This is a genomic window from Enterobacter sp. N18-03635, from assembly GCF_004006055.1.
Classification (GTDB): Bacteria; Pseudomonadota; Gammaproteobacteria; order Enterobacterales; family Enterobacteriaceae; genus Enterobacter; species Enterobacter vonholyi.
Genome location: NZ_CP034768.1, coordinates 14,301 through 35,089, shown reverse-complemented (window position 1 = coordinate 35,089; position 20,789 = coordinate 14,301). Strand labels below are relative to the sequence as shown.

The window sequence follows — 20,789 nt, the reverse complement described above, 5'->3', positions numbered from 1 at the left end:
CTGATTATTTAGTAAGAGATGAAGAAATAACACGGTGAAAATTATCCAGCGGCATTGCAGCTGCCACCGGGCGACCATCTACAACCCAGACAGAGATATAATCCGGGCATTCGTCATTTATTAACGTCAGCTCAGTGGCATTCTCTGGCGGCGTAAAAATTGCCGGTTGTGGCTCCCCTTCCGATGCTGCCAGGACCCAGCAAAACAGATCCGTGAACTGGGACGTGGTGAGGTTTGAATCACATCTTCCGGTAGATTCTTGAGCGGCGGTTTTGACGTTGACGTTTCGTGTGTGCATCCTGGTTTTCTCCTGTGGTGATGGTTGTCCATCTCCCTGGTGAGTTCTCTCGCGGCAAAGGGCAAAAGGAGCAACGGCGAAGGGCGGAAGGAAAGGGGCGGAGACAAAAGTTTTTGCGGCACGCAAAAAGTTTTGGCGGAGTGCATTTCACCCCTTGGATGACGACCCGACGGTGCTACAAGCAGCCCTCCGCGTGAGGACACACGGGGGATGGCTTCACCGGGGGAACAGGATGCACACACCCGACACGTCGGAACGGCGTGGCGCCATTAAAGCGACGGCATCAGCCGGCGCGGTGAAGGCGTTCCGGACGGCACGGCCGGAGAAGCCGCAGCCCTTGACCTTCGCCATCAGACCCTAGCCGTATGGCCCGAAACCCGGAGGGGTTCGGCGGAGCCTGGCGGGTGCGCAGCGGCCGCCCTGGCGGAGTGGGGCTCGACGACCGGACAGCAGCGCTGGCCGGGAGCCGAAGGGGGCCATAGCCCTGCCCTTTTTCCGTGTTATGGCCATGACGGAGCTGCAGCTGAGAAAGATAACCAGCAGGACGCCGGTTCTGATCGCAGGTGAGAAGGGAAGCACTGCAACGGGGAAAGGCAGGAGCGCCGGAGGCGCTTTCGCCCTCCCCGTTTCCCCGCAGGGGAAAGAGGTTTGTGCGGTTGCCCTGATGAATGCCACCAGGGCTGGACCGAATACTGTATCAGGGGCTAAATCTCACCCGCCTCAATGGCCATCTCGGTCATTAAATCGTCGTATGCCTCCTTCGCACGTTCTTCCTCAGCCCACGTCAGAAATAAGCCGCGCATCGACGCTGCTCCCATGAATACCGGGCGGTCTTTAAGAGGTAATTTAGCCAGGTAGTCCAGCGCCATTCCTAGCAAAGTGACATCATAGATTTCGTAGTACGCGCCGCATGTTTTTCCAGCCCGCTTTTCCATACGAGCCAGAACCACTTCAGCACGAATCACGTCGAACGGATTACGTGAGTGAATATTGCGTACAAAGCCATCAGTGCGCAGGAGCGTTGTTTTATGTGTCACCGTTGTTTGCATCATGATTTGTCTCCAGCGAAGATCTTTACGAAAGAAGGTAATACGCGTGAGAAATTTTCCAGCAATGCAGCTGCGGCAACCGGGTAACCATCCAGTAGCCATACTGAGAAGTAATCCGGGACTTCCGGATCGATATAAATCAGTTCGACACTGTCAGCCGGTGCGACAAAATTAACAGGCTTCACATCAGCTTGTGATTCGCTGACGACCCATGAATACAGATCCCAGAATTGTTCAAAAGTAAGCGCTGAGACTGTTTCACTCTGCCCGATGGTTTCCATAACAAAGCCACTGGACTCAGTTTGTGTTTTTCCCCCTATCTTCCTGGAAGATTCGGGAGCGGCGGTTTTGACGTTGACGTTTTGTGTGTGCATCCTGGTTTTCTCCTGTGGTGATGGTTGTCCATCTCCCTGGTGAGTTCTCTCGCGGCAAAGGGCAAAGGAGCAACGGCGAAGGGCGGAAGGAAAGGGGCGGAGACGAAAGTTTTTGCGGTACGCAAAAAGTTTTGGCGGAGTGCATTTCACCCCTTGGATGACGACCCGACGGTCCTACAAGCAGCCCTCCGCGTGAGGACACACGGGGGATGGCTTCACCGGGGGAACAGGATGCACACACCCGACACGTCGGAACGGCGTGGCGCCATTAAAGCGACGGCATCAGCCGGCGCGGTGAAGGCGTTCCGGACGGCACGGCCGAAGAAGCCGCAGCCTTTGACCTTCGCCATCAGACCCTAGCGTCAGCCCGAAACCCGGAGGGGTTCGGCGGAGCCCGGCGGGTGCGCAGCAGCCGCCCTGGCGGAGTGGGGCTCGACGACCGGACAGCAGCGCTGGCCGGGAGCCGAAGGGGGCCATCGCCCTGCCCTGTTTTCGGGTTATGGCCACGGAGCTGCAGCTGAGAAAGTTAACCAGCAGGATGCCGGTTATGATCGCAGGGAAGGAGTGAAGCACAGCAACGGGGAACGGCAGGAGCGCCGGAGGCGCTTTCGCCCTCCCCGTTTACCCCGAAGGGGTAGAGTTTTTTGCGGTTGCCCCGATGATATGCACCGGGGCCAGGATTTCCGATCAGATCGGTTCTTCGCTGTCACCTCCGTTTTCCTGCTCATAGTGCATCATGGCCATATTCAGCAGGACATTAAATCCCTCAATGCCAGCCCCGTCCGGCTCGCACTGTTCGCAGAGGTGCAGCAGATTTGCCAGAAAATCCGTGATGACAGTTTGCACGCTTTCGCTTTCCCTGTTCAGCCCGGTTTTACGGGCAAATTTCCAGAGCACATCTGCAGCCAGCGCGGCGTGATCATCGTTGCTGCGGATTTTTATCGGTTCAGCCTGGCCTTGCAGGCGTTCTGCCATCGTCTCCAGCACGGTGGCCGGAACAGCGTTCAGTGTGTTGCTCATCATTTTCTCTCCCTGCGGCAGGTCTGCCCTGCCGCTCTGTCAGTCAGGCGGCCACTGTGGCCAGAAAGTTTTTCATAGCTTCGAAACGACTGCGAAACTCCAGACGTCCCTGCCAGTCATTGAAGTAATAAACGGGGGTATAACGCACGCGATTTGCTTTCAGAGTCAGCGTATTACCGGTCACGACTTTCGCAGGGATACCCAGCAGAGCCAGCTGGATAAAGGCCATATCAGCCACCATCGGATCGATATCTGTGCAGGTGGCATACAGCTGTTCTGAGGGGTTATATCCCGCCTCAGCCATCCAGTATGCAAAGGCAATAACCATCCCGCCGCTACCACAGGTAGGCTCATCTAGCGTCATCCAACCCTCACGCTTTATCGTCTCCTGAGCGCCGGGCATGAGTAGTCCGGCCATCAGGCGGGAGATGGAGGACGGAGAGAAATACTGCCCCATTTCGTCCGCGCCCAGCTCATGCTCCATATAAAGTGCGCCCAGAAAATCATGCATTTCACCCGCCAGCCCCTCCACCAACAGGCAGAACAGCTGTCTCATGGCGTCTAAATCGTCCGGCTGATACCGCCCGCAGATTCGTCGGCTGTTTTCGATGCTTTCTGGCGAGCGTATGCTCGCTATATCAAGCCCACTGGCGGCGAGGGTGATAAAGTCGCGGAACACTTCGGAACGGCGCATATATTTCGCGGTTTGACGGAACACACTGGCGAACTGCTTACGCGCCTCAGCTGGGGACTGCACCCGGACAGGAGCGGAAGCCCGCGGCTTCGGATCAGCCTGGTCTGGCAGGAACAGGGATTCAAAACTCAGTTGTGACATGGTTTCTCCTTACCGGCCGCCCGCAGGCGGCCGCCTCCTGTTAAGCCAGTCCAAGCGCCGGATAGACGCTGACAGCCAGACCACAGTCAGCCTCGGCGGCGTAGCCCGTTTCGGCATTTATCACGGACAGAAACTGCTGCCACTGTGAGAAGCGCAGCGCGGGGACGCGTGCGCGTTTTCCGGCGCGGAGGGCATTTACAAATGCCTTCGCCTGTGCGACAGTTTGCGGGTCTAATTTCACGATCAATCTCCTTACTTTGGTTGTGATTGCCGGTTCACCGTTGCTGCGGCTACCCGGCGTTGAGAAAGCAGGGGCAACCCTGCTTTTTTAATGCGCGGAATTCAGCGGCGTATCGAGACAGAAACGGGTGATCACGTCGCCAATCAGCTCCCGGTGATGGCGGGTGTGCAGGTCATGGCACTCAAAGAAACGCGCGCCATACCGGACAAAAATCGCGGTCACGTCCCCGCCCGTAAACTCCATCGACTTGAACGACTCCCCGCCATACCCCCTGCACCAGTCCACTGGCGGCAACGTTTCCAGCTGGTCGATATAGCGGGCCTCGGTGATTTCCACCCAGGGACGGCGATAGCCGTCATTCTGCTTTTCCTGTACCAGAGTCGCGGGGATCAGCTCCGCATCCGGATAGAGACGGCGAAGGGATTCCAGCGTTTTAGCTTCACGTTGAGTCACCCACTGCCCGTCCTGTTGTGTTGCGCGGTCATAAACGGCGTTATGAGACGGAACGAAAAAGGCCATTGGTGCAACGGTCGGGGGGTTAACGTTCATCTTTCAGGCTCCTGTTTGATTTAGTTCCGAGCGGTAGCTGCTATACAGCACCGCATCGGGTCAAAGGTAAGTCCGGGTTACTGAACGCCCAGACGGCGGAACATATCGGCGATAATGTTTCTGCGGGTATAAGAAGCACCTGCAGCTTTCAGATCCTCCAGAACGTTCCATGAATAGCTCGCCTCATTGCCATAAATCGCAATTAGAGAGGCTGTTTTAGGCTCCGGGGCTGACATATGCCCATTTCCGGAACAGGCCTTTGCGGTCGGGGTGTTAACGCTCATGTTTCTGGCTCCTGTCTGATGAGGTTCAGTGCGGCGGCTGCCGCACGGGATGAACCGGATTTAAATGTCGATGCCTTCGCGCTCGATCAGGCGCACAAACTGTTTGAAGTGGTCAGCTTCAGCCACATGGATATGGCGGAACTGTTTATCGACGCCGCTGCTGAGGGCGTAGAAATAGGTGCAGCGCATTGTTTCGGGGCAGCGTCTGCGCAGTTTCTTCAGCTCTGCAAGGCTGCTGAACTCCAGAACGTCCGATTCCTCCTCAGAGTTTTTTTTCGTCTCAGCGACGAGGATCGTGTACGACACGGTTTTCCCCCCCATCTTCCTGGAAGATTCTTGAGCGGCGGTTTTGACGTTGACGTTTCGTGTGTGCATCCTGGTTTTCTCCTGTGGTGATGGTTGTCCATCTCCCTGGTGAGTTCTCTCGCGGCAAAGGGCAAAAGGAGCAACGGCGAAGGGCGGAAGGAAAGGGGCGGAGACAAAAGTTTTTGCGGCACGCAAAAAGTTTTGGCGGAGTGCATTTCACCCCTTGGATGACGACCCGACGGTGCTACAAGCAGCCCTCCGCGTGAGGACACACGGGGGATGGCTTCACCGGGGGAACAGGATGCACACACCCGACACGTCGGAACGGCGTGGCGCCATTAAAGCGACGGCGTCAGCCGGCGCGGTGAAGGCGTTCCGGACGGCACGGCCGGAGAAGCCGCAGCCCTTGACCTTCGCCATCAGACCCTAGCCGTATGGCCCGAAACCCGGAGGGGTTCGGCGGAGCCTGGCGGGTGCGCAGCGGCCGCCCTGGCGGAGTGGGGCTCGACGACCGGACAGCATCGCTGGCCGGGAGCCGAAGGGGGCCATCGCCCTGCCCGTTTTTTGGGTTATGGCCACGGAGCTGCAGCTGAAAAAGTTAACCGGCAGGACGCCGGATATGACGCCCGGGATGAAGAACACAGGGAAAACCAGGCCGAAGCCAGATACAGGCAGGTAACTCATGGCGCTCTGACTTCAGCAAAATCAGGCAGGAAAGGCAGGAATGTGGGCAAGGCGGAGGGAGCAGAGGGGCAGCGCCGAAGGCGCGTCCCCCTTCCCCCGTTCCCCGCAGGGGAACAGCCCTTCCCGGAAGTTCAGGCGTGCGGTCGCGTCAGGAAGGAAAAAGGGGCTACCGGTAAACCGGTAACCCCTTCATAAAGGCGCTTCAGGCATGTCCAGACAGCCTCAGCCCCTTAGTGGCGGGGGGTTCCCCCCGCCGGGGTTAGCTACTTAGCGGATTCGTAAGCCATAAAAGCTGCCACCTCCCTGTCCGTGTCCCTGTATCGGATTTCGCAGAGCGATTTCCGTGTCAGGTAAGTGAATATCAGCAGTGTGAGACACACTATTAATACGCACCAGAGCAGAGTGTTTCGTGGCAGTTTCATGGCCTTCTTCTCCTTGCCTTGCGGCATCTAAGAGGCTATCCTGATGTTGTCTAGGCATACAGGTGGCCTCGTGGGTTAATGAAAATTAACTACGGGGCTTTCTGCTTTCTGCCACACAACACGGTAACAAACCACCTTCACGTCATGAGGCAAAAAGCCTCAAGCGCCATCGCCATTATATCCCGTTGTCGATCATCTGCCCAGGAATAACAGTCTGAAAACTGTATAAATCCTCATCATTATTCCGCGTCATTCAGCTCCTGAAATCCCCAGCGTCTCACGAATCTCAGCAGCTCGCTGTTCGCTTCCGGCGGTCACACCGGCGTTATAGACAAAGCTGATCATCGCCTGCAACATTTCCCAGTCATAAAGTTCCAGACGGGCATTCAGACGGTACAGGATCTTCCCGCTTTGAGCATGCCGGAACACGGTTCCTGTCTCTTTTTTGTCGAACCTGCGGCTGATAATGCTCAATATCCCTCCCGGTTATCCGTACCTTCTGACCACTCGCGGATCTGGTCTTCGAGCGCCTCAAGATGCCTGTCTATACTCTCAACCAGCTGCTCGCTTTCGGTTTCCAGCCAGCCACTGAGTCCGTCCCACTCGCAGCACATCTCTTTCAGCTTTGCCGACATGGTACGGAGCTTGTTACGCTGGCTGCGCGCGACTTTCAGCTCCGTCTTGCAGGGGTTATTTCTCATTCTGCCCCCTGCTGATTCCGCAGCTTGTTCGGTACCTGCCAGCGCTCAGCAGTACGGACAGGTTCCGGTGTCTCCCGCACGATGAACGGGATTTCGTACATCACTGCATACAGTGGCTCACCGCTGATGCGAAGCCAGTCAAGTTCCTTCAGCGACGTGAACCGCGACTGCCAGCGCCAGAACGGTCCGGCAAGCTCTGCCGCGTCAAACTCGTCGCTCCACCGGGTGTACCAGGTGCAGACGGTTTCCGGGGACTGAAAATTCAGGTCGATTTTCGCCTGCTCCAGCAGATTCTGGCGCAGTTTCCAGCGCTGTTCGTACTCGCGGGACTGGCGGCGCAGCTGGCGCGTGGTCTTAATGCCGGATCTGTGCAGCCGTCGACCCGTGCGGGTGTGCATGACTTCAGGAAACAGTTCGGCCTGCACGTCAATTGTGAGCGGTAGCGGGCAGGCTTCGCCACTGGTGGCAATCATCGTATTAAGCGCCTCCTCGACCTGTTTCAGGTTCGAATGACGGTTATTTGGCACCCAGTGCAGGCCAGGTATTTTATTGGCCACCGTGGCGTTGAGGCGTCCGCTGCCCGTGAGCAAGCGCAGAAAGGTACGCACATACGGCATGGCGGGCAGTCTTGCACCGCGTTCGCGGGCAGACTCAACATGGCTGATAGCCTGTATTGCAGCCTGACGGGCGGGCTTCAGGGAAACGAGCGCGTGTGAGGACGGGATCATGCTGTCACCTCAACATTCATCAGCTTCGCCACGGTGCGGGCAGTGCAGTTAAAACGGCGCATACCTGCCAGCTGCGCGATCAGCTGATTTATCCGGTCAGGCTGGAGCGTGTCGCTCTGGTAAAGGGTACGCACCACTTCACCGCCGGAGGATAGCAGCACCAGAAGCCAGTACGGCGAGACTTCGCCGGGACTGCACACGCACAGATGCCAGTCATCACTGCCGTCCGCGCTGAAGCGGCACTGGACAGGGAAGAAGCCGCCGAACTCGCTGCGGAACTCGGCGCTGACGCACCATCCTTCAGGTGTCGACAGGAGGCCGGTCACGGCATCGCTGAGGGTGCGGCGCGCGTCCTCGCCCTGCTGACGGATAAACTCCAGGTCGGATGCGGTCAGGGTGTTGATTCGGTTCAGGTCATATTGCATGGTCATGTCTGTTCCCGCCGCCTGAAGGCGGCGGCCTCCGGTATTAAGCAGCGTGGTCAGTGTTGTGAGCGTCGGTTTCGGTGGCTTCTTCAGCCTCAGCGGCTGGCGCTGTGCGCACCATCCAGTCAGGCAGCCAGCCCTGAGCATTCAGATCCTGCTCGGCGGCCTTCGCCGCATCGCGGCGCTTGAGCTTCACAACTTCACCCGCACGGGCGCTGAGTCCGGATTCTTCATAGGCTTTGCCAATCTGGGAAATCGTGAGCTTACCGAAGTAGCTCTCGGCATCCGGCTGCCACCATTTGCGCAGGTCAAAGTCCAGCGCTGCTTCCAGCCCGTCCAGTTCGCTTTTCTGCGTATGGTTGTACATACGCTCCTGAATACCGTTGATACCGTGCGCTGCACAGAATCCCAGCAGGGTGTTCACCTGCTCTGCTGACCATGACAGCAGCCAGGTGAAATCGAGATGCCAGTTTTCGGGCAGCGTTGCCTGAAGCGCTTTTTTCTGTGCATTGAGCGCCGTCAGCGCCTTCCCTTCTTCACCGGATGGAGCCAGTGATGCAAGGTGATACTGGTTCGAGGACACGGAGGCTTTCAGCGGTTGGCTGCGCTTGCCGTGTGTGCGATCAAATAGCGCAAGACACAGCGTCCAAGTCAGCAGCGCCACCGACACGTCAGGACGACCCGCCAGTTCCGCCTGAACGGCCAGAGTACGTTCGGCTGACATGGCCTTAACCAGCGTTGCCGGATAGGCGTCAGCGGGAATGTCTGGCGTGGTGTATCTGATCACGTTCTTTTCACGTTCCTGACGCGCCTGTTCTTCTTCTGCCCGGTCTTCGTCGGTCAGCTTACGGATACCGGGCTGAACCCGAAAATTGTTACCATCCCATGACACCCAGATACCGTGGGCGGCGCGAAATTCCGGCGTGGCTTCGCGATACTCTGCCTCGCAGTAAATGTCATCGATCTGCTGCTGAAGCTCGTATTCGTCATCGCAGGTTTCAGTGGCGTCCCTTTGTTCTTCCAGCTCGCTGACGCGCTTCTGTTCTTTTTCCGTCAGGACAGCTTTCGGCATGGCAAAACGGTACAGTTCACCGTCCTCACCGCTGGCGCGCAGTTCCGTCATGCGGAACTCAGCCCAGCCCCAGCCCTGCTCCTGCTTAACGCGAGCGGCGAGCACGGTAAGCTTGCCAGCCAGCAGGGATCTCACCAGCGCCGCATCGGCAAAGGTACTGTCCCTGTCGCTGAACAGATCGGCGGTCAGCGTACCGCCAGCGGCGGTATAGGCTTCCTCGCCCACATACTCAAACATCGGGTGACTGATGGCCATCTTGTCGTCGGTCACCATTTTGCGCAGAGTCTGTACGGCAGGATCGCGCCACTTTTCAACAGCCTCTTTCCAGACCTGCTCCTGACGCTCATGGGTATCAGCAAGTGTCAGGACTTCACACTGTTCAAGGGAGATTTCATCCCGCGCCAGCGCATCCAGCAGGGAGGGGGCAAGATTCGCCAGCTTCAGGCAGCGCTGAACGTGGCGCGGGTGGTAGCCCATCAGTGCGCCGATCTGAGAGGCCGTTTTACCTTCCTGCTGAAGGGTCCGAAAACCGATAATTTGCTCGGCGGGATGCATGTTTTTACGTCGACCGTTCTCAATCATCGAGGCCGCCACAGCCATCTCCACGGGCAGGACTTTCACCGGAACAAACGGCGTGTCTGCATCGAGCACACCGCGCATCACCAGAATGCCTGTGCCTCTGCGGCGGCCTTCCCCGCCGACAATGCCGATCGTACCGTCCGGCAGTTCTGCACCGATCAGGTTCTGGAGGATGCCCATTGCCTGAATGCTGTCTGCCATCTCTTCCACTTCCCGATCGGTATGCGGAATGATGCGCGTGTTTAAGTCCGTGTGTGACAGGCGGGAGTATGGGAAGATTTGCACGGGCGTATCAGCGAGCAGCTGGACGAGCTTCTGCTCGGTAGACTGCGCGATTTTTTCCGCAGATTTTGTCTGACGGGTGGTCTTGGCTGGCTTTTTTGCCGTAGTATTGGTGGCGACCATGATTTTTACCTCTCAGTGATAGTTGTGGTCAGCCGTGGCCGGAGTGCGATCCGGTCACGGCACTCGGTTAACCGGTAATGCGTTTCGGGTGTGCTGCCAGTGCTGCAAAGGAAGGATAGCCATCAAGAACCTGCATCATGACTTTTGCCCCTTCCAGCATCGCTTTATCCGTTACGCTGCCGCTGTTTTCACACACGTTGATCGTTGCCACGATCCCCGATTTCACATCTGAAAAACGCTCATACATGCGGTTGCTGAACAGGACACGTTTCCCTCCTGCCATCACCTGCCAGTTGTTGCAGTCGTTAAAGCGGGTGTCCACGTTGTCAAACTCGACCAAGTGGGTGTCGCTGGCCTGAATGCGCAGCAGCTTCACGATTTCGGTGCTCTGCCCGACCTTACGGGTCGCCGGACGGGTGTTAAGGTTCTGCATTTTTCCTCCTTCTCTGGGTTAAGGCCGGACATCCGGCCTCCGGTTAAAGCTGCACGTATTGCAGGTTGCGTTTCAGTTCAAAAAGAAAATCCGGTTCAAACGACCAGGCGCGCCAGTTAAGCGTTCCGTTGGTGCGGATCTCCACCTGCACGTCGCCGTATCGGGACACGTCGGACAGGGTGACGGTGACCCCCGCCTTCAGCGAAGTGGCCTGAGCCACCCACTCCCGCGCGACAGAAACAGGGTTTTGCTCTTCCCCACATCTTCCGGCGGTTTCCTCTCCGGCGGTTTTGACGTTGACGTTCTGTGTGTTCATCCTGCTTTTCTCCTCTGGTGGTGGTTGTCCATCTCCCAGGCTGGTACTCTCGCGGCAAGGGCCAAGTAGCTACGGCGGGGCGGCAGAAGAAGGGCGGAGACAAAAGTTTTTGCGCCCCGCAAAAAGTTTTGGCGGAGTGCATTTCACCCTTCGGATGACGACCAGACGGTGCTACGACCAGCCCTCCGCGTGAGGACGCATGGGGGATGGCCTCACCGGATGAACAGGATGCACACACCCGACACGTCGGAACGGCGTGGCGACATTAAAGCGACGGCATCAGCCGGCGCGGTGAAGGCGTTCCGGACGGCACGGCCGGAGAAGCCGCAGCCCCTGACCTTCGCCATCAGACCCTAGCGTCAGCCCGAAACCCGAAGGGGTTCGGCGGAGCCTGGCGGGTGCTAAGCAGCCGCCCTGGCGGAGTGGGGCTCGACGACCGGACAGCAGCGCTGGCCGGGAGCCGAAGGGGGCCAGAAGTGGGATTCAGGTGTTTTCAGAGGATTTGCTGATCGGGTTTCAGAGCCGCCACGCCACGCCACGCCACGCCACGCCACGCCACGCCACGCCACGCCACGCCACGCCACGCCACGCCACGCCACGCCACGCCACGCAGGACCGTATCAGTGACAATTTGCCCTCACAATGCCTTTCATGTGCATCTCCCCGGGATTACATCAGGGCGGGAGGGGGCAGCGCCGCAGGCGCTGGCCTTGCCGTCTGTCAGCCCGAAGGGATGACAGGGTTTTCGCGCGCGAACAGGCGGCGCCTATGCCCCGCCCGGATTATTTACTGTGCATCCCCCTGACCGCCCTGGAGAATGAAGTGGCCGCAAAGATAAACGGCACACTGGCGGGTAGCCGATTCGCAGATCTCATCCAGCACTTTCGCCGTGGTTACGGGGCTGAGTCCGGATTCGCGACGTCGCTCGTTGATGAGCGCTTTATACTGGCGCAGGATGCTGCGGGTTTCCGGTGACAGTTGCATGGTGTTCTCCTTTTTTCAGTTTCCGGAGGCAACGCCTCCGGTTTCTCTGTCAGGCATCGAGCGCAGCGCGCAGGCTCAACATGACGTCGTTTTCTTCTTTCAGGGTTTCTTCTGCCGATCCGCCGCCATCCTCAGCGCATACGGCGATACGCTCCATTTCCTTCCCTGCAAGCTGCATCACCACCGCAAGCGCCGCTGCCGGAATGGTGACATTACGGTGTTTCCGTTTTTCTTCCACCATCACCTCAACAATGTTGTAGATGAGAGGGACACATCCGGAGGGATACAGCTCTGCCTCCAGTCTTTCCATCACCACGTCGATCTCTTCATCACTGAGATCCCAGTCAATGCAGAGACCGCGAATATCGTTCCGGCTCCAGCTGGCGAATACAAATTTCTCGCCGTCATTATCGTCATCACGCAGCATTTCGATGGCTATCTCTTTTGCTGTACCAATCATGTTTTTCTCCATTAGTCGGGCGGCATTGCCGCCCGTGGTGAATCAGTCAAGAGCACGCCAGATCGTGGCGCTTTCAGGATGGGTATCAGCAAATGCCATAAGCTGCTCATAACGGCGGCAGAAGTGGCGGCACAGCTCCTCATGGTCATGGTTACTGTGGTGCCAGCTCCGGTGATTCAGTACCAGCGCCGTGAGGATGATCCCCGCCACCTCCCCGCTGACAGTCTGCTCAAACCAGTTGTCCGGATTGCACAGGGTCAGGCTCTCCACGTCAGGCGCCATATATCCGCCACCTTCCGGCAGCCGGTAAAACTGCCAGAATCCCCCCAGATACTCAGGGCAGTAACGCTGGGCATAGGCGTACACGGATGCCTCGGACGTCATAAAATCGCCGCCAAACAAATCAGGCAGGAAAGTCAGGCGCTGCGCACCCTCAAGACGAACAGCATCACAGGTCACGGTCTGGTTCATAGATCCTCCACGGTTAACATATTCTCGATTCCGGCATCGCCGTGACGACACGACAGACCGGCGAAAAGCGGAGGACACAGGGGCGACGCCGCAAGCCGCAGCGCAAAGCCTTCACGGGCTGAATGCACCGTGAAGGGTGCGAACGGGTGAGGACGGAGGCGTGAGCGAACCCTTGTGGCCGATGCGGCCGGGCTACAGTGAAGTCACGGCGCATGCCGTCACCGCACGGAGCTTCAGGGGAGTTTCATTGTCCCGACGTGGCCCGGAGGGCAGCGGCGGATAAAAGCGGAAGATACTGACATCCTTATTCGCTGTGGATGTCCACCGGTTGCCGGGACGTTACCCCGGCTCTCTCCCTTACGCGGCCAGCGTCTCCTGTAATGCGTGAACGTCCTTCAGCTCATTCCTGACGGTTTCTGGCTCCTGCCGCCCGGCTTCCCAGGCCATACCGATCCGATTTTCCAGCTCGCATTCATAGTTACGCAGGATGCGGGACAGAAGTACCGCCGGTACACTCACCTCACGGTTTGCCGCTTCGCGCTGACGGGTCAGAAGATCGCTGACAGTCAGATTATTTACCCCCTCCTGGCGGTATTGCGTCATTTTCATTTCGCCGAGCGCCTTCATCACTTCCCGGATTTCAGCCCCGTCCGGTTCTGGCTGGGCTTCACGGCAGGTCACACTAATCCCCTCTTCCGTCCAGACCAGCAGGACCAGGGGTTCGTCAGGCGTGAACATGTTTTCAAGATGTTCACAAAGTTCTTCGCGGGTTCCGTACATTGTTTTTTCTCTCTTGTAAGGGATTACAGGCCGGGCCTCAGCCCGGCAGGGTCAGTCAGTCCTGAAAAGTCTCGTCCAGCACCAGGGCTTCGCGGTAGGCTTCCAGAAGCAGGGTGTTAATCCGGCGCAGAGTCTGCGCTGCCATACGTTCAGTAAGCGTTGCCGCGTCGTGCCGGTGCTGCGATTCGAGGCGGTTCAGCAGCATCCGCACATCACACATGGCATTGCTGAGCGCGGCCACGTCCGCGCGCAGGTGTTCAAGGCCCGGGTAATTCATGCTGCCTCCGGATAGTCAGGGTAAAACGCGCCGTCATTGGCCGCCGGCATCCTTATCGCCCGTTCAACCTGTGCCAGACGGCGGACGCCGGCGGCGTGGTACTGCTCAAGCATCTCGATCCCGATATAGCGGCGGCTGGCTTCGGCGGCGGTCACGCAGGTGGAGCCGCTGCCGGCGAACGGGTCAAGGACAATGGCCCCCGGACGCGTGAACGATTCAATCAGCGGTCGCAGGCTCTGCACCGGCTTCTCCGTCGGGTGGTGTCGGTTGCCCGTGTATTTCCAGGGGATCACGTCCGGGATGGGACGGTCCGGGGTTTGCGGCCTCCCCTTCGCCAGCAGGTAGGCGCTCTCATGGGTGTAACCCACGAACGTCGATTTTGAGGCGTAGCTCTTGGCAAAGACGATATGGCCAACCACCCGGAAGCCGGCCGCTTTCCACGCATTCAGAAACAGATCCGCGCGGTTCCAGGCATAGAAGCTCACCATAAGGCTGTCGTTTTTCAGCACGCGGTACATTTCATGACAGGCGGGCTGGAGCCATTCTGCTGAGTTGTCCCCGGCCAGGGTACGACCGGTACGGTCCTTATAGCCAACCAGATACGGTGGATCGGTAAGAATAAAATCGACGGCACGCGCCGGAAAACGGGACATCACCTGCACGCAGTCACCCAGGATAAAACGGGACATAGATACACTCCTCTCTGATATGCGGCACCCTCTTGCGCCGTGCCGCCACAAAAACCCGGCGGAAAGCGGAGGGCGCAGGGGCGACGCCGCAAGCCGCAGCGCAAGCCTTTCACGGGCTGAATGCACCGTGAAAGGTGCGAACGGGTGAGGACGGAGACAACGTGAACCCTTGTGACCGCAGCGGCCGGGTTAGCGTGAAGGCACGGCGTTGAACTCGCCGCCGGCTGGCGGCAATAAGGCGGAGGGAACCGACAACCTTTGTTACCGGTTCTGGTAGCTGATGAGTCAGACAGGGTATGGCAGAATGCACACTGATAATGGATTCGCGCCGTTATCTTACATGTGTGCCTTTGATTTCAGGACGTCCCCGGCCGGAGACGTCTTTTTTTTTGAGTCGGATATATGGCAGGTGAAAAAAGGCAGCGATTGTGCAATTATCTGTGCCGAAAACATCTGATGGGTTTTCACTTACAACGAATATGACACATTTCAGGACACCCCTCCCCGGAAGGTGTCCTTTTTTTTCCCCCCGCCTTAACTCCGTAAGTGACAAACTAAAGCGCGTTCCGGTTAAAAACGATTCCGGCATCATGGCTGAGCTCTCAGAGACGCATGGCTTTTGCAATTTCATCTTCATACACGCCGTGACCAGGCGTCAGAAATCGTCTGCAAGCCAGAATTCCACATTCAGAATGTATCCTGCGGACATTGCTGCAGCCTCGCGCTGTGCCCCGCCACCGTAAAATGACCGTGGCAGACGCGAGCGACAGCTTCCCCTGCGTCCGATGCGGCCGGATTAACATGAAAGCATGGCGGGTCTGTTTTCTGAAAGAGAAAAATAAGGGCGATAAATCATGATGATATATTTTGACTTAACGCAAACCGGTTCTAAAGTTTAAGAATAATAACAGCAAGTATGTTTACGGCAGGAGGTGATGTCACCCTGCCGTTTTTTTTCTGAAGTGCATGGGCCTGATTTAATGGCTCTCCGGTGCCGCCCCAATTCTGCGCAGTGCCTCCTGCACTTCATGCAGCCCAAAAATATCATCTTGAGGCGGAGTTTTTCCCGACAAGCTGCATGCTGTCAGGGTCGAGTTGTATGCTGAAACCCGCTGACGATACAGCGCCTGCAGTGCAACAATTACGAGGGTGCGTTCCTCTCCCGTCAGTTTATCCAGACTCACCACGGCCTCCTTCAGGTTAATGTTCATATTCATCCCTGCCCCTTTGGTTTTTTCTCGTCAAACGCCAGAAGAACCCCGAGGCCGATCAGTGAGGCGTAGCAGACCTGCATCGCAATTGTCACCGGCAGGGAGATGTTATCAACCAGAACGCCGGGAACCACAACGGCCACGCCTGCCAGTATCATTCCCCTGCCGGTCTTTTTGACCAGATCCGGCCACTGAGATTCAGGCACGTTCCGGGCACGCAGAAAGTTATGAATGCACTGCTCTGCCTTCTGTTTAACCACTGACATGTTTTAGTCTCCGAATACCCGTTGCATATTTTTCTTTATCCTGGTCGCTTCACCGGATACCGGTGCGGCAGGCTCTGCTGGTTTCTCCGGTACTGCAGCCTGACTCACGCCAGCCGTACCGGCCATCTGCTGAACAAGAACCTGCAGCTCGCTGACCGTGCCGGGCGGTACCGGCATGCTGGCCAGCAGACGCGGCAGCTCCGGTGCGGTCGTATGCAGGGCCAGACCGGTGATAATCAGGTTTCTCAGCAGCTCTCCGCGCAGGCGGGATGACACCCCCGTCAGCACACGCTCAACCCGTTCACTGCTCCGGTCATCCTGAAGCGTCAGGGTGTAACGCCGGCGCTGGTATTCCGTCTCCGGTGACATGGCCAGAGCAGCCACGCCACAATCAGGCTCATCAGGAAGTCCTGAGAGTGAAGACCAGGTGCCGGATACCAGCGCCATCACGGCACAAAGCCGGATGGCGCTCAGATGCCCGTCAAAGAACACCGGGATCAGCGCCGGTAAACGGGCATCCGTCTGGTACATCACCGCCCCGGCGGTGGCAGCGGTCCGGATGAAGTCACCGCGCAGGGGCTGTGAGATGGTGCTGATGGTCGCCATCGCCGCGATGTCGGTGCGATCGTCGCTGTGCAGATAGAAAGAATACTGGCCGTCCGGCACGTTTAGTCCTCTTTATTGTAAAGGGCAATCTCTCTGGCCAGCGCCAGCTGCGGATCGCCGATAACCTCGATACGGTCAGGAGCCAGAGGCCAGGCCTGACGGATAGCCTCTTCAATGAGGGATGCGCCTCCCCCGACCAGGAATACCCGGTTAACGTTCCTGAAGGCCGTCAGCTCACTGGTGACACGCGCGCCCAGGGAAGTGATTGCCTCTGTAATTTTGTTCAGAACATCGTCAATTTTTCCGGCATCGTTGATCACTCGCTGCAGATACTGACGATCATTGCGGTTGCGGATGACCGTGTCAGCAATTAGCGCGCTGGTTTCGCTGTCTGCAGCCCGCAGCGCGCCTGCAGCTGCGCGGGTGACCTGCGACACGCCGACAGACGGATTGCCGTGTACCGCACTGATATCGTCAAACTGTCCGACAATCACGCCGGCATCGAGCGTGGTTCCGCCGAGATCGATAATCAGGGTGGTCTCTGCGGGACCGGGCTTCAGCTCCGCGAGACGGGAGAACGCCGCCGGCAGTGATTCCGGCATCACCGTCACGTTCGTTACGGTAAAAGCCCTGCCCTTATTCAGCACCAGTTTACGCATCAGGTTTTCCCGTTTGCGTCGGATGTTCTCCTCGTTCCGCTGGCAGTCCCCGTCATAATACTCGCTCAGGGGCAGCGTCACGGTCAGGCTCACCGGCTGCGGCTCAAGTCCGCTGTTCAGCAGGGCATGATGCACGGCCAGCAGGTTGAGATCACCGTACTGATATTCCACGTTTGTTGTCGGAATGGCATCCCGGCTGACGCTGTCCCAGGTATATTTCAGCGTGCCCACCTGATAGTTGAACGTTGCAGCACTGAATTCCGCCACTTTCCAGCCATGCCGGAAGGAGTTAGCAGAAACCCGGGTCTGCAGCTCGTTTCCTTCAAACCATGCCAGCTTAACATTAGTTGAACCATCATCGCAGTAAATATTCACCATTATGCTCCGTCAATTACACTCAATTTGATACACATTATAAGAGCAAAATGGAAAAATAAAAGCCTTATTTCTCATCATGAGCAATACAAAACAATCAAAATGATATTATTGAACATTTTGAGTAGCTTAGATTACTCACTCTGTTCATGGCGCAGGCGATCTGGATTATCCTCACGCTGTTAAATATACTGTATACATAACCAGTATATTTAGACGTCAGGAGGAAAGATGAAACTGCAGCTTTTCAGCACCGGGAAAGAACTCCCGCCACAGGCCCATCCGTTGTTTGCAGACCTGGCCAGCTGCGGTTTTCCCAGCCCTGCTGCTGACTATGTCGAATCCGATCTGGATCTCCATGATTACTGCATACGGCATCCGAGCGCGACTTACTACCTTCGCGCCAGCGGTGACAGCATGGCCGACGGCAGCCTTTATAATGGCGATCTGCTGGTTGTGGACTGTGCCGAGAAGCCCCGGCATGGCGATATTGTTGTGGCCAGCGTGCAGGGGGAGTTTACGGTCAAACGGCTGCTGCTGACGCCACGACTGACGCTGCAGCCCATGAACGCCGCCTGGTCGCCGATTTATCCCGACCCGGACGATCTGGATATCTTTGGCGTCGTCACGCACATCATCCACCGCCCGAGGGAGATGTACTGATGTTTGCCCTGGCCGATGTGAACAGCTTTTATGCCAGCTGCGAACGCGTTTTCCGCCCGGATTTGAAAGGAAAGCCGGTTGTGGTGCTCAGTAATAACGATGGCTGCGTCATCGCAAGAAGTGCCGAGGCAAAGCCCTGGGTCAAAATGGGCACGCCGTGGTTTCAGATGAAAAACGAAAGGTACCCGGAAAAAATATACGCGTTCTCAAGCAACTATGAACTTTATGCCTCGATGTCAGCGCGCGTAATGAACTGCCTGGAGGAGCTGGCCCCCAGGGTGGAACAGTATTCGATTGACGAGATGTTCCTCGACCTGACCGGCGTTGAACACTGCATGGACCTGGAGGACTTCGGCCGGCAGCTGCGCCAGCACGTATATGACTGTACCCGACTGACCATCGGCGTGGGTGCCGGGCCGACGAAAACCCTTGCAAAATCAGCGCAGTGGGCCTCAAAGGAGTGGAAACAGTTTCGTGGTGTGCTCGCCCTGACCCGGGGGAATCCCCAGCGAACGCAGAAACTGCTTTCGCTGCAGCCGGTCGAAGAGATCTGGGGCGTGGGAAACCGTATTGCACGCAAGCTCAATGTTCTGGGCATTAAGACCGCGCTCGATCTGGCCCTGACGAACCCGGCCTTCATCCGTAAAAATTTCTCCGTCGTTCTCGAGCGAACAGTGCGCGAACTGAACGGGGAAAGCTGCATGTCGCTTGAGGAAGCCCCGCCAACAAAGCAGCAGATAGTCTGCAGCCGCAGCTTTGGTGAGAAGGTCACTGAATACGATTCGCTGCGGCAGGCTGTCTGTCAGTACGCAGAGCGGGCCTCAGAAAAACTGCGTAAAGAGCGCCAGTACTGCCGGCATATTTCCGTATTCATCAAAACGTCTCCGTTCGCCGTTAAAGAGCCTTACTATGGCAACGTGGCCACAGAGAAACTGCTTACCCCCACTCAGGACACCCGGGACATCATTGCGGCCGCCACAACGGCTCTGGAGCGTATCTGGAAGGATGGGCACCGGTATGCCAAAGCCGGTGTGATGCTGAATGACTTCACCGGCTCCGGCGTTTCGCAGCTGCAGCTGTTCGACGAACGTCCTCCACGTCCTCACAGCGCTGAGCTGATGAAGGTTCTCGATGGCATTAATCATTCCGGGCTGGGACAGGTCTGGTTTGCAGGACGAGGTATTGCGCCTGCATGGCAGATGAAACGCGATATGCTCTCCCCTACGTACACCACCCGCTGGAAAGATATCCCCATAGCGAGGATCGGTTAAATTTCGCCTTTCAGAGAGAGCCAGTAGTGCTCGCCGCAGCCGAACGACAGGGCGAAGCCCGCGAGTGAGCGAGGAAGCACCAGGGAACTGCACGGACAAATTCTGCTTACGCTCGGTGTTTAATGGATACCCCACTCTGTTTATCCACTTATCCACGGGCATATTTTTATAAGATCTTTTTAAAGGGTTGTTAGGTTTACCTTTTTAGAACACCTCTCAGCCCTTTATTCATGCGGGTTTGAGAAGGATCTGTGTGACAATCTGCCCTTTCAGTGTGACAAATCACCCTCAATCTCCATCTTAAAGTGTGACAGATTGCCCTTAACCCTGTGACAAATTGCCCTCATGATTTGTTGTATTCCACAAAGTTATCCCAACCTGTTGACTCTTTTTCAATTAGTGTGACAATCTAAATTCCTGTCACACTTTACACGGACCTGTCATGACGGAAGTTGCGGTTATCAACCATAAAAAACGTAAGAATAGCCCGCGAATTGTCCAGTCAAACGAACTGACTGAGGCGGCATACAGTCTATCTCGCGATCAAAAGCGTATGCTTTATCTCTTTGTGGACCAGATCAGAAAATCTGACGGTACGCTGCAGGAGCATGACGGTATATGTGAAATTCAGGTCGCCAAGTATGCGGAAACCTTCGGGTTGACCTCCGCCGAGGCAAGCAAAGATATCCGTCAGGCTCTCAAGGGATTCGCGGGTAAAGAAGTGGTCTTTTATCGGCCTGAAGAGGATGCCGGGGAAGAAAAAGGTTATGAGTCCTTTCCCTGGTTCATCAAACGTGCCCATAGTCCCTCCAGAGGGCTCTACAGCGTTCATATTAACCCGTACCTCATTCCTTTCTTTATTGGCCTTCAGAACCGTTTCACACAGTTCCGACTAAGTGAAACGAAAGAGATCACCAATCCCTATGCCATGCGCCTGTACGAGTCACTATGCCAGTACCGTAAGCCGGATGGCTCTGGCGTGGTATCCCTGAAAATAGACTGGATCATGGAGCGCTATCAGCTTCCGCAAAGTTATCAGCGTATGCCGGACTTTCGCCGTAGGTTCCTGCAGGCGAGTGTCGATGAGATTAACAGCAGAACGCCAATGCGCCTGTCTTATATAGAGAAAAAGAAAGGACGCCAGACGACTCATATAGTCTTTTCTTTCAGCGACATAATGTCGATTACACCTGAGTGAGTTTTGAGGGTGATTTGTCACAATTAGCAGGGTGGTTTGTCACACTAGAGTTAAAGCTCTCAGGGTGATTTGTCACAGAACAGTTTGTCTTCCTTTGCCCTGACTGGTTTTCTGGAACTACATGGTTCCAATTTTGTGCTTTAAATACACTTAATGAG

30 protein-coding genes and 1 pseudogene are annotated in these 20,789 nt (G+C 56.7%); 3 read left to right on the top strand and 28 right to left on the bottom strand.

Going from position 1 to position 20,789, the window contains the following annotated elements; genetic code table 11:
* Positions 1 to 4 precede the first annotated feature (4 nt).
* The 28 genes and pseudogenes from ELK40_RS00260 to parM all read right to left on the bottom strand — a co-directional run bounded on the left by ELK40_RS00260 (position 5) and on the right by parM (position 17,499).
* Entirely contained in the window at positions 5 to 298 is a 294-nt protein-coding gene (locus tag ELK40_RS00260) for a hypothetical protein (protein ID WP_023345480.1), read from the bottom strand.
* A 704-nt stretch (positions 299 to 1,002) separates the two neighbouring features.
* On the bottom strand, positions 1,003 to 1,350 hold the full coding sequence (locus ELK40_RS00250; protein WP_127728873.1) for a hypothetical protein: 348 nt from the start codon (positions 1,348 to 1,350) through the stop codon (positions 1,003 to 1,005).
* On the bottom strand, positions 1,347 to 1,721 hold the full coding sequence (locus tag ELK40_RS00245; RefSeq protein WP_127728871.1) for a hypothetical protein: 375 nt from the start codon (positions 1,719 to 1,721) through the stop codon (positions 1,347 to 1,349). Before ELK40_RS00245 ends, ELK40_RS00250 begins: the two co-directional genes overlap by 4 nt.
* Before the next feature lie 687 nt (positions 1,722 to 2,408).
* Entirely contained in the window at positions 2,409 to 2,744 is a 336-nt protein-coding gene (locus tag ELK40_RS00235) for a hypothetical protein (RefSeq protein ID WP_059312598.1), read from the bottom strand.
* A gap of 40 nt (positions 2,745 to 2,784) precedes the next feature.
* Positions 2,785 to 3,576, bottom strand: a complete 792-nt coding sequence (locus ELK40_RS00230; RefSeq protein ID WP_063136926.1) for an N-6 DNA methylase — start codon at positions 3,574 to 3,576, stop codon at positions 2,785 to 2,787.
* Positions 3,577 to 3,616: 40 nt separating this feature from the next.
* Positions 3,617 to 3,817, bottom strand: a complete 201-nt coding sequence (locus ELK40_RS00225) for a hypothetical protein (RefSeq protein WP_127728869.1) — start codon at positions 3,815 to 3,817, stop codon at positions 3,617 to 3,619.
* A gap of 87 nt (positions 3,818 to 3,904) precedes the next feature.
* The gene (locus ELK40_RS00220; RefSeq protein ID WP_063136928.1) at positions 3,905 to 4,366 is read right to left on the bottom strand and encodes a DUF1419 domain-containing protein; all 462 of its coding nucleotides are present in this window, start codon (positions 4,364 to 4,366) and stop codon (positions 3,905 to 3,907) included.
* A gap of 77 nt (positions 4,367 to 4,443) precedes the next feature.
* Entirely contained in the window at positions 4,444 to 4,602 is a 159-nt protein-coding gene (locus ELK40_RS00215) for a hypothetical protein (RefSeq protein WP_223825186.1), read from the bottom strand.
* Between the two features lie 108 nt (positions 4,603 to 4,710).
* Positions 4,711 to 5,025, bottom strand: coding sequence for a hypothetical protein (locus tag ELK40_RS00210; protein WP_063617449.1), 315 nt, complete (start codon positions 5,023 to 5,025; stop codon positions 4,711 to 4,713).
* An 878-nt stretch (positions 5,026 to 5,903) separates the two neighbouring features.
* The gene (locus ELK40_RS00200; protein WP_223230179.1) at positions 5,904 to 6,023 is read right to left on the bottom strand and encodes a type I toxin-antitoxin system Hok family toxin; all 120 of its coding nucleotides are present in this window, start codon (positions 6,021 to 6,023) and stop codon (positions 5,904 to 5,906) included.
* Positions 5,971 to 6,120 (bottom strand): annotated as a pseudogene (locus ELK40_RS22805) (DUF5431 family protein); the annotation flags it as partial. The pseudogene ELK40_RS22805 and the gene ELK40_RS00200, both read right to left, overlap by 53 nt.
* Before the next feature lie 191 nt (positions 6,121 to 6,311).
* On the bottom strand, positions 6,312 to 6,536 hold the full coding sequence (locus ELK40_RS00195) for a hypothetical protein (RefSeq protein WP_244599382.1): 225 nt from the start codon (positions 6,534 to 6,536) through the stop codon (positions 6,312 to 6,314).
* Positions 6,533 to 6,763 (bottom strand): hypothetical protein, encoded by a 231-nt coding sequence (locus tag ELK40_RS00190; protein WP_127728867.1) that lies wholly within the window; start codon positions 6,761 to 6,763, stop codon positions 6,533 to 6,535. Before ELK40_RS00190 ends, ELK40_RS00195 begins: the two co-directional genes overlap by 4 nt.
* The gene (locus tag ELK40_RS00185) at positions 6,760 to 7,491 is read right to left on the bottom strand and encodes a plasmid SOS inhibition protein A (protein ID WP_127728865.1); all 732 of its coding nucleotides are present in this window, start codon (positions 7,489 to 7,491) and stop codon (positions 6,760 to 6,762) included. The genes ELK40_RS00190 and ELK40_RS00185 overlap by 4 nt, the downstream gene beginning before the upstream one ends.
* Positions 7,488 to 7,922 carry a conjugation system SOS inhibitor PsiB gene (psiB, locus tag ELK40_RS00180; protein WP_061549460.1) on the bottom strand — a complete coding sequence of 145 codons (435 nt, stop codon included), beginning with the start codon at positions 7,920 to 7,922 and terminating at the stop codon, positions 7,488 to 7,490. Before psiB ends, ELK40_RS00185 begins: the two co-directional genes overlap by 4 nt.
* A gap of 37 nt (positions 7,923 to 7,959) precedes the next feature.
* Positions 7,960 to 9,972 carry a ParB/RepB/Spo0J family partition protein gene (locus ELK40_RS00175; RefSeq protein WP_127728863.1) on the bottom strand — a complete coding sequence of 671 codons (2,013 nt, stop codon included), beginning with the start codon at positions 9,970 to 9,972 and terminating at the stop codon, positions 7,960 to 7,962.
* 67 nt (positions 9,973 to 10,039) lie between these two features.
* On the bottom strand, positions 10,040 to 10,405 hold the full coding sequence (locus ELK40_RS00170) for a hypothetical protein (RefSeq protein WP_127728861.1): 366 nt from the start codon (positions 10,403 to 10,405) through the stop codon (positions 10,040 to 10,042).
* A 43-nt stretch (positions 10,406 to 10,448) separates the two neighbouring features.
* The gene (locus ELK40_RS00165; RefSeq protein ID WP_127728859.1) at positions 10,449 to 10,721 is read right to left on the bottom strand and encodes a hypothetical protein; all 273 of its coding nucleotides are present in this window, start codon (positions 10,719 to 10,721) and stop codon (positions 10,449 to 10,451) included.
* A 786-nt stretch (positions 10,722 to 11,507) separates the two neighbouring features.
* A complete protein-coding gene (locus ELK40_RS00160) occupies positions 11,508 to 11,705 on the bottom strand; it encodes a hypothetical protein (RefSeq protein WP_127728857.1) in 198 nt (65 codons plus the stop codon).
* Between the two features lie 49 nt (positions 11,706 to 11,754).
* Entirely contained in the window at positions 11,755 to 12,165 is a 411-nt protein-coding gene (locus ELK40_RS00155) for a DUF1380 family protein (protein WP_032663704.1), read from the bottom strand.
* A gap of 42 nt (positions 12,166 to 12,207) precedes the next feature.
* Complete coding sequence (locus tag ELK40_RS00150; RefSeq protein WP_126497527.1) at positions 12,208 to 12,636, bottom strand: antirestriction protein; 429 nt, start codon at positions 12,634 to 12,636, stop codon at positions 12,208 to 12,210.
* Positions 12,637 to 12,993: 357 nt separating this feature from the next.
* Positions 12,994 to 13,416, bottom strand: coding sequence for a DUF1380 family protein (locus ELK40_RS00145; RefSeq protein ID WP_127728855.1), 423 nt, complete (start codon positions 13,414 to 13,416; stop codon positions 12,994 to 12,996).
* 55 nt (positions 13,417 to 13,471) lie between these two features.
* Positions 13,472 to 13,693, bottom strand: coding sequence for a hypothetical protein (locus ELK40_RS00140; protein WP_013087144.1), 222 nt, complete (start codon positions 13,691 to 13,693; stop codon positions 13,472 to 13,474).
* A complete protein-coding gene (locus tag ELK40_RS00135) occupies positions 13,690 to 14,382 on the bottom strand; it encodes a DNA methylase (RefSeq protein WP_127728853.1) in 693 nt (230 codons plus the stop codon). The genes ELK40_RS00140 and ELK40_RS00135 overlap by 4 nt, the downstream gene beginning before the upstream one ends.
* Positions 14,383 to 15,359: 977 nt before the next feature.
* A complete protein-coding gene (locus ELK40_RS00130) occupies positions 15,360 to 15,599 on the bottom strand; it encodes a hypothetical protein (protein ID WP_244599381.1) in 240 nt (79 codons plus the stop codon).
* The gene (locus tag ELK40_RS00125; protein WP_127728851.1) at positions 15,596 to 15,859 is read right to left on the bottom strand and encodes a hypothetical protein; all 264 of its coding nucleotides are present in this window, start codon (positions 15,857 to 15,859) and stop codon (positions 15,596 to 15,598) included. Before ELK40_RS00125 ends, ELK40_RS00130 begins: the two co-directional genes overlap by 4 nt.
* A 3-nt stretch (positions 15,860 to 15,862) precedes the next feature.
* Positions 15,863 to 16,525 (bottom strand): plasmid partitioning/stability family protein, encoded by a 663-nt coding sequence (locus ELK40_RS00120; RefSeq protein WP_127728849.1) that lies wholly within the window; start codon positions 16,523 to 16,525, stop codon positions 15,863 to 15,865.
* A gap of 2 nt (positions 16,526 to 16,527) precedes the next feature.
* Positions 16,528 to 17,499 carry a plasmid segregation protein ParM domain-containing protein gene (gene parM, locus ELK40_RS00115; protein ID WP_164850605.1) on the bottom strand — a complete coding sequence of 324 codons (972 nt, stop codon included), beginning with the start codon at positions 17,497 to 17,499 and terminating at the stop codon, positions 16,528 to 16,530.
* A 231-nt stretch (positions 17,500 to 17,730) separates the two neighbouring features.
* On the opposite strand from parM, the gene umuD reads away from it, so the two are divergent.
* The 3 genes from umuD (at position 17,731) to repE (ending at position 20,631) form a co-directional block, all read left to right on the top strand.
* Positions 17,731 to 18,162 (top strand): translesion error-prone DNA polymerase V autoproteolytic subunit, encoded by a 432-nt coding sequence (gene umuD / locus ELK40_RS00110; RefSeq protein ID WP_032663686.1) that lies wholly within the window; start codon positions 17,731 to 17,733, stop codon positions 18,160 to 18,162.
* Entirely contained in the window at positions 18,162 to 19,433 is a 1,272-nt protein-coding gene (locus ELK40_RS00105) for a Y-family DNA polymerase (RefSeq protein ID WP_127728845.1), read from the top strand. Before umuD ends, ELK40_RS00105 begins: the two co-directional genes overlap by 1 nt.
* Before the next feature lie 442 nt (positions 19,434 to 19,875).
* Positions 19,876 to 20,631: a replication initiation protein RepE gene (gene repE, locus ELK40_RS00100; RefSeq protein WP_008502210.1), complete on the top strand. Its 756-nt coding sequence runs from the start codon at positions 19,876 to 19,878 to the stop codon at positions 20,629 to 20,631.
* The last annotated feature ends 158 nt before the right edge of the window (positions 20,632 to 20,789 follow it).

Excerpts from the sequence above, each read along its gene's own strand:
- ELK40_RS00260 (WP_023345480.1), bottom strand. The coding sequence starts at position 298 with ATGCACACACGAAACGTCAACGTCAAAACCGCCGCTCAAGAATCTACC.
- ELK40_RS00250 (WP_127728873.1), bottom strand. The coding sequence starts at position 1,350 with ATGATGCAAACAACGGTGACACATAAAACAACGCTCCTGCGCACTGAT.
- ELK40_RS00245 (WP_127728871.1), bottom strand. The coding sequence starts at position 1,721 with ATGCACACACAAAACGTCAACGTCAAAACCGCCGCTCCCGAATCTTCC.
- ELK40_RS00235 (WP_059312598.1), bottom strand. The coding sequence starts at position 2,744 with ATGATGAGCAACACACTGAACGCTGTTCCGGCCACCGTGCTGGAGACG.
- ELK40_RS00230 (WP_063136926.1), bottom strand. The coding sequence starts at position 3,576 with ATGTCACAACTGAGTTTTGAATCCCTGTTCCTGCCAGACCAGGCTGAT.
- ELK40_RS00220 (WP_063136928.1), bottom strand. The coding sequence starts at position 4,366 with ATGAACGTTAACCCCCCGACCGTTGCACCAATGGCCTTTTTCGTTCCG.
- ELK40_RS00215 (WP_223825186.1), bottom strand. The coding sequence starts at position 4,602 with ATGTCAGCCCCGGAGCCTAAAACAGCCTCTCTAATTGCGATTTATGGC.
- ELK40_RS00210 (WP_063617449.1), bottom strand. The coding sequence starts at position 5,025 with ATGCACACACGAAACGTCAACGTCAAAACCGCCGCTCAAGAATCTTCC.
- ELK40_RS00190 (WP_127728867.1), bottom strand. The coding sequence starts at position 6,763 with ATGAGAAATAACCCCTGCAAGACGGAGCTGAAAGTCGCGCGCAGCCAG.
- ELK40_RS00185 (WP_127728865.1), bottom strand. The coding sequence starts at position 7,491 with ATGATCCCGTCCTCACACGCGCTCGTTTCCCTGAAGCCCGCCCGTCAG.
- psiB (WP_061549460.1), bottom strand. The coding sequence starts at position 7,922 with ATGACCATGCAATATGACCTGAACCGAATCAACACCCTGACCGCATCC.
- ELK40_RS00175 (WP_127728863.1), bottom strand. The coding sequence starts at position 9,972 with ATGGTCGCCACCAATACTACGGCAAAAAAGCCAGCCAAGACCACCCGT.
- ELK40_RS00170 (WP_127728861.1), bottom strand. The coding sequence starts at position 10,405 with ATGCAGAACCTTAACACCCGTCCGGCGACCCGTAAGGTCGGGCAGAGC.
- ELK40_RS00165 (WP_127728859.1), bottom strand. The coding sequence starts at position 10,721 with ATGAACACACAGAACGTCAACGTCAAAACCGCCGGAGAGGAAACCGCC.
- ELK40_RS00160 (WP_127728857.1), bottom strand. The coding sequence starts at position 11,705 with ATGCAACTGTCACCGGAAACCCGCAGCATCCTGCGCCAGTATAAAGCG.
- ELK40_RS00155 (WP_032663704.1), bottom strand. The coding sequence starts at position 12,165 with ATGATTGGTACAGCAAAAGAGATAGCCATCGAAATGCTGCGTGATGAC.
- ELK40_RS00150 (WP_126497527.1), bottom strand. The coding sequence starts at position 12,636 with ATGAACCAGACCGTGACCTGTGATGCTGTTCGTCTTGAGGGTGCGCAG.
- ELK40_RS00145 (WP_127728855.1), bottom strand. The coding sequence starts at position 13,416 with ATGTACGGAACCCGCGAAGAACTTTGTGAACATCTTGAAAACATGTTC.
- ELK40_RS00140 (WP_013087144.1), bottom strand. The coding sequence starts at position 13,693 with ATGAATTACCCGGGCCTTGAACACCTGCGCGCGGACGTGGCCGCGCTC.
- ELK40_RS00135 (WP_127728853.1), bottom strand. The coding sequence starts at position 14,382 with ATGTCCCGTTTTATCCTGGGTGACTGCGTGCAGGTGATGTCCCGTTTT.
- ELK40_RS00130 (WP_244599381.1), bottom strand. The coding sequence starts at position 15,599 with ATGAATATGAACATTAACCTGAAGGAGGCCGTGGTGAGTCTGGATAAA.
- ELK40_RS00125 (WP_127728851.1), bottom strand. The coding sequence starts at position 15,859 with ATGTCAGTGGTTAAACAGAAGGCAGAGCAGTGCATTCATAACTTTCTG.
- umuD (WP_032663686.1), top strand. The coding sequence starts at position 17,731 with ATGAAACTGCAGCTTTTCAGCACCGGGAAAGAACTCCCGCCACAGGCC.
- ELK40_RS00105 (WP_127728845.1), top strand. The coding sequence starts at position 18,162 with ATGTTTGCCCTGGCCGATGTGAACAGCTTTTATGCCAGCTGCGAACGC.
- repE (WP_008502210.1), top strand. The coding sequence starts at position 19,876 with ATGACGGAAGTTGCGGTTATCAACCATAAAAAACGTAAGAATAGCCCG.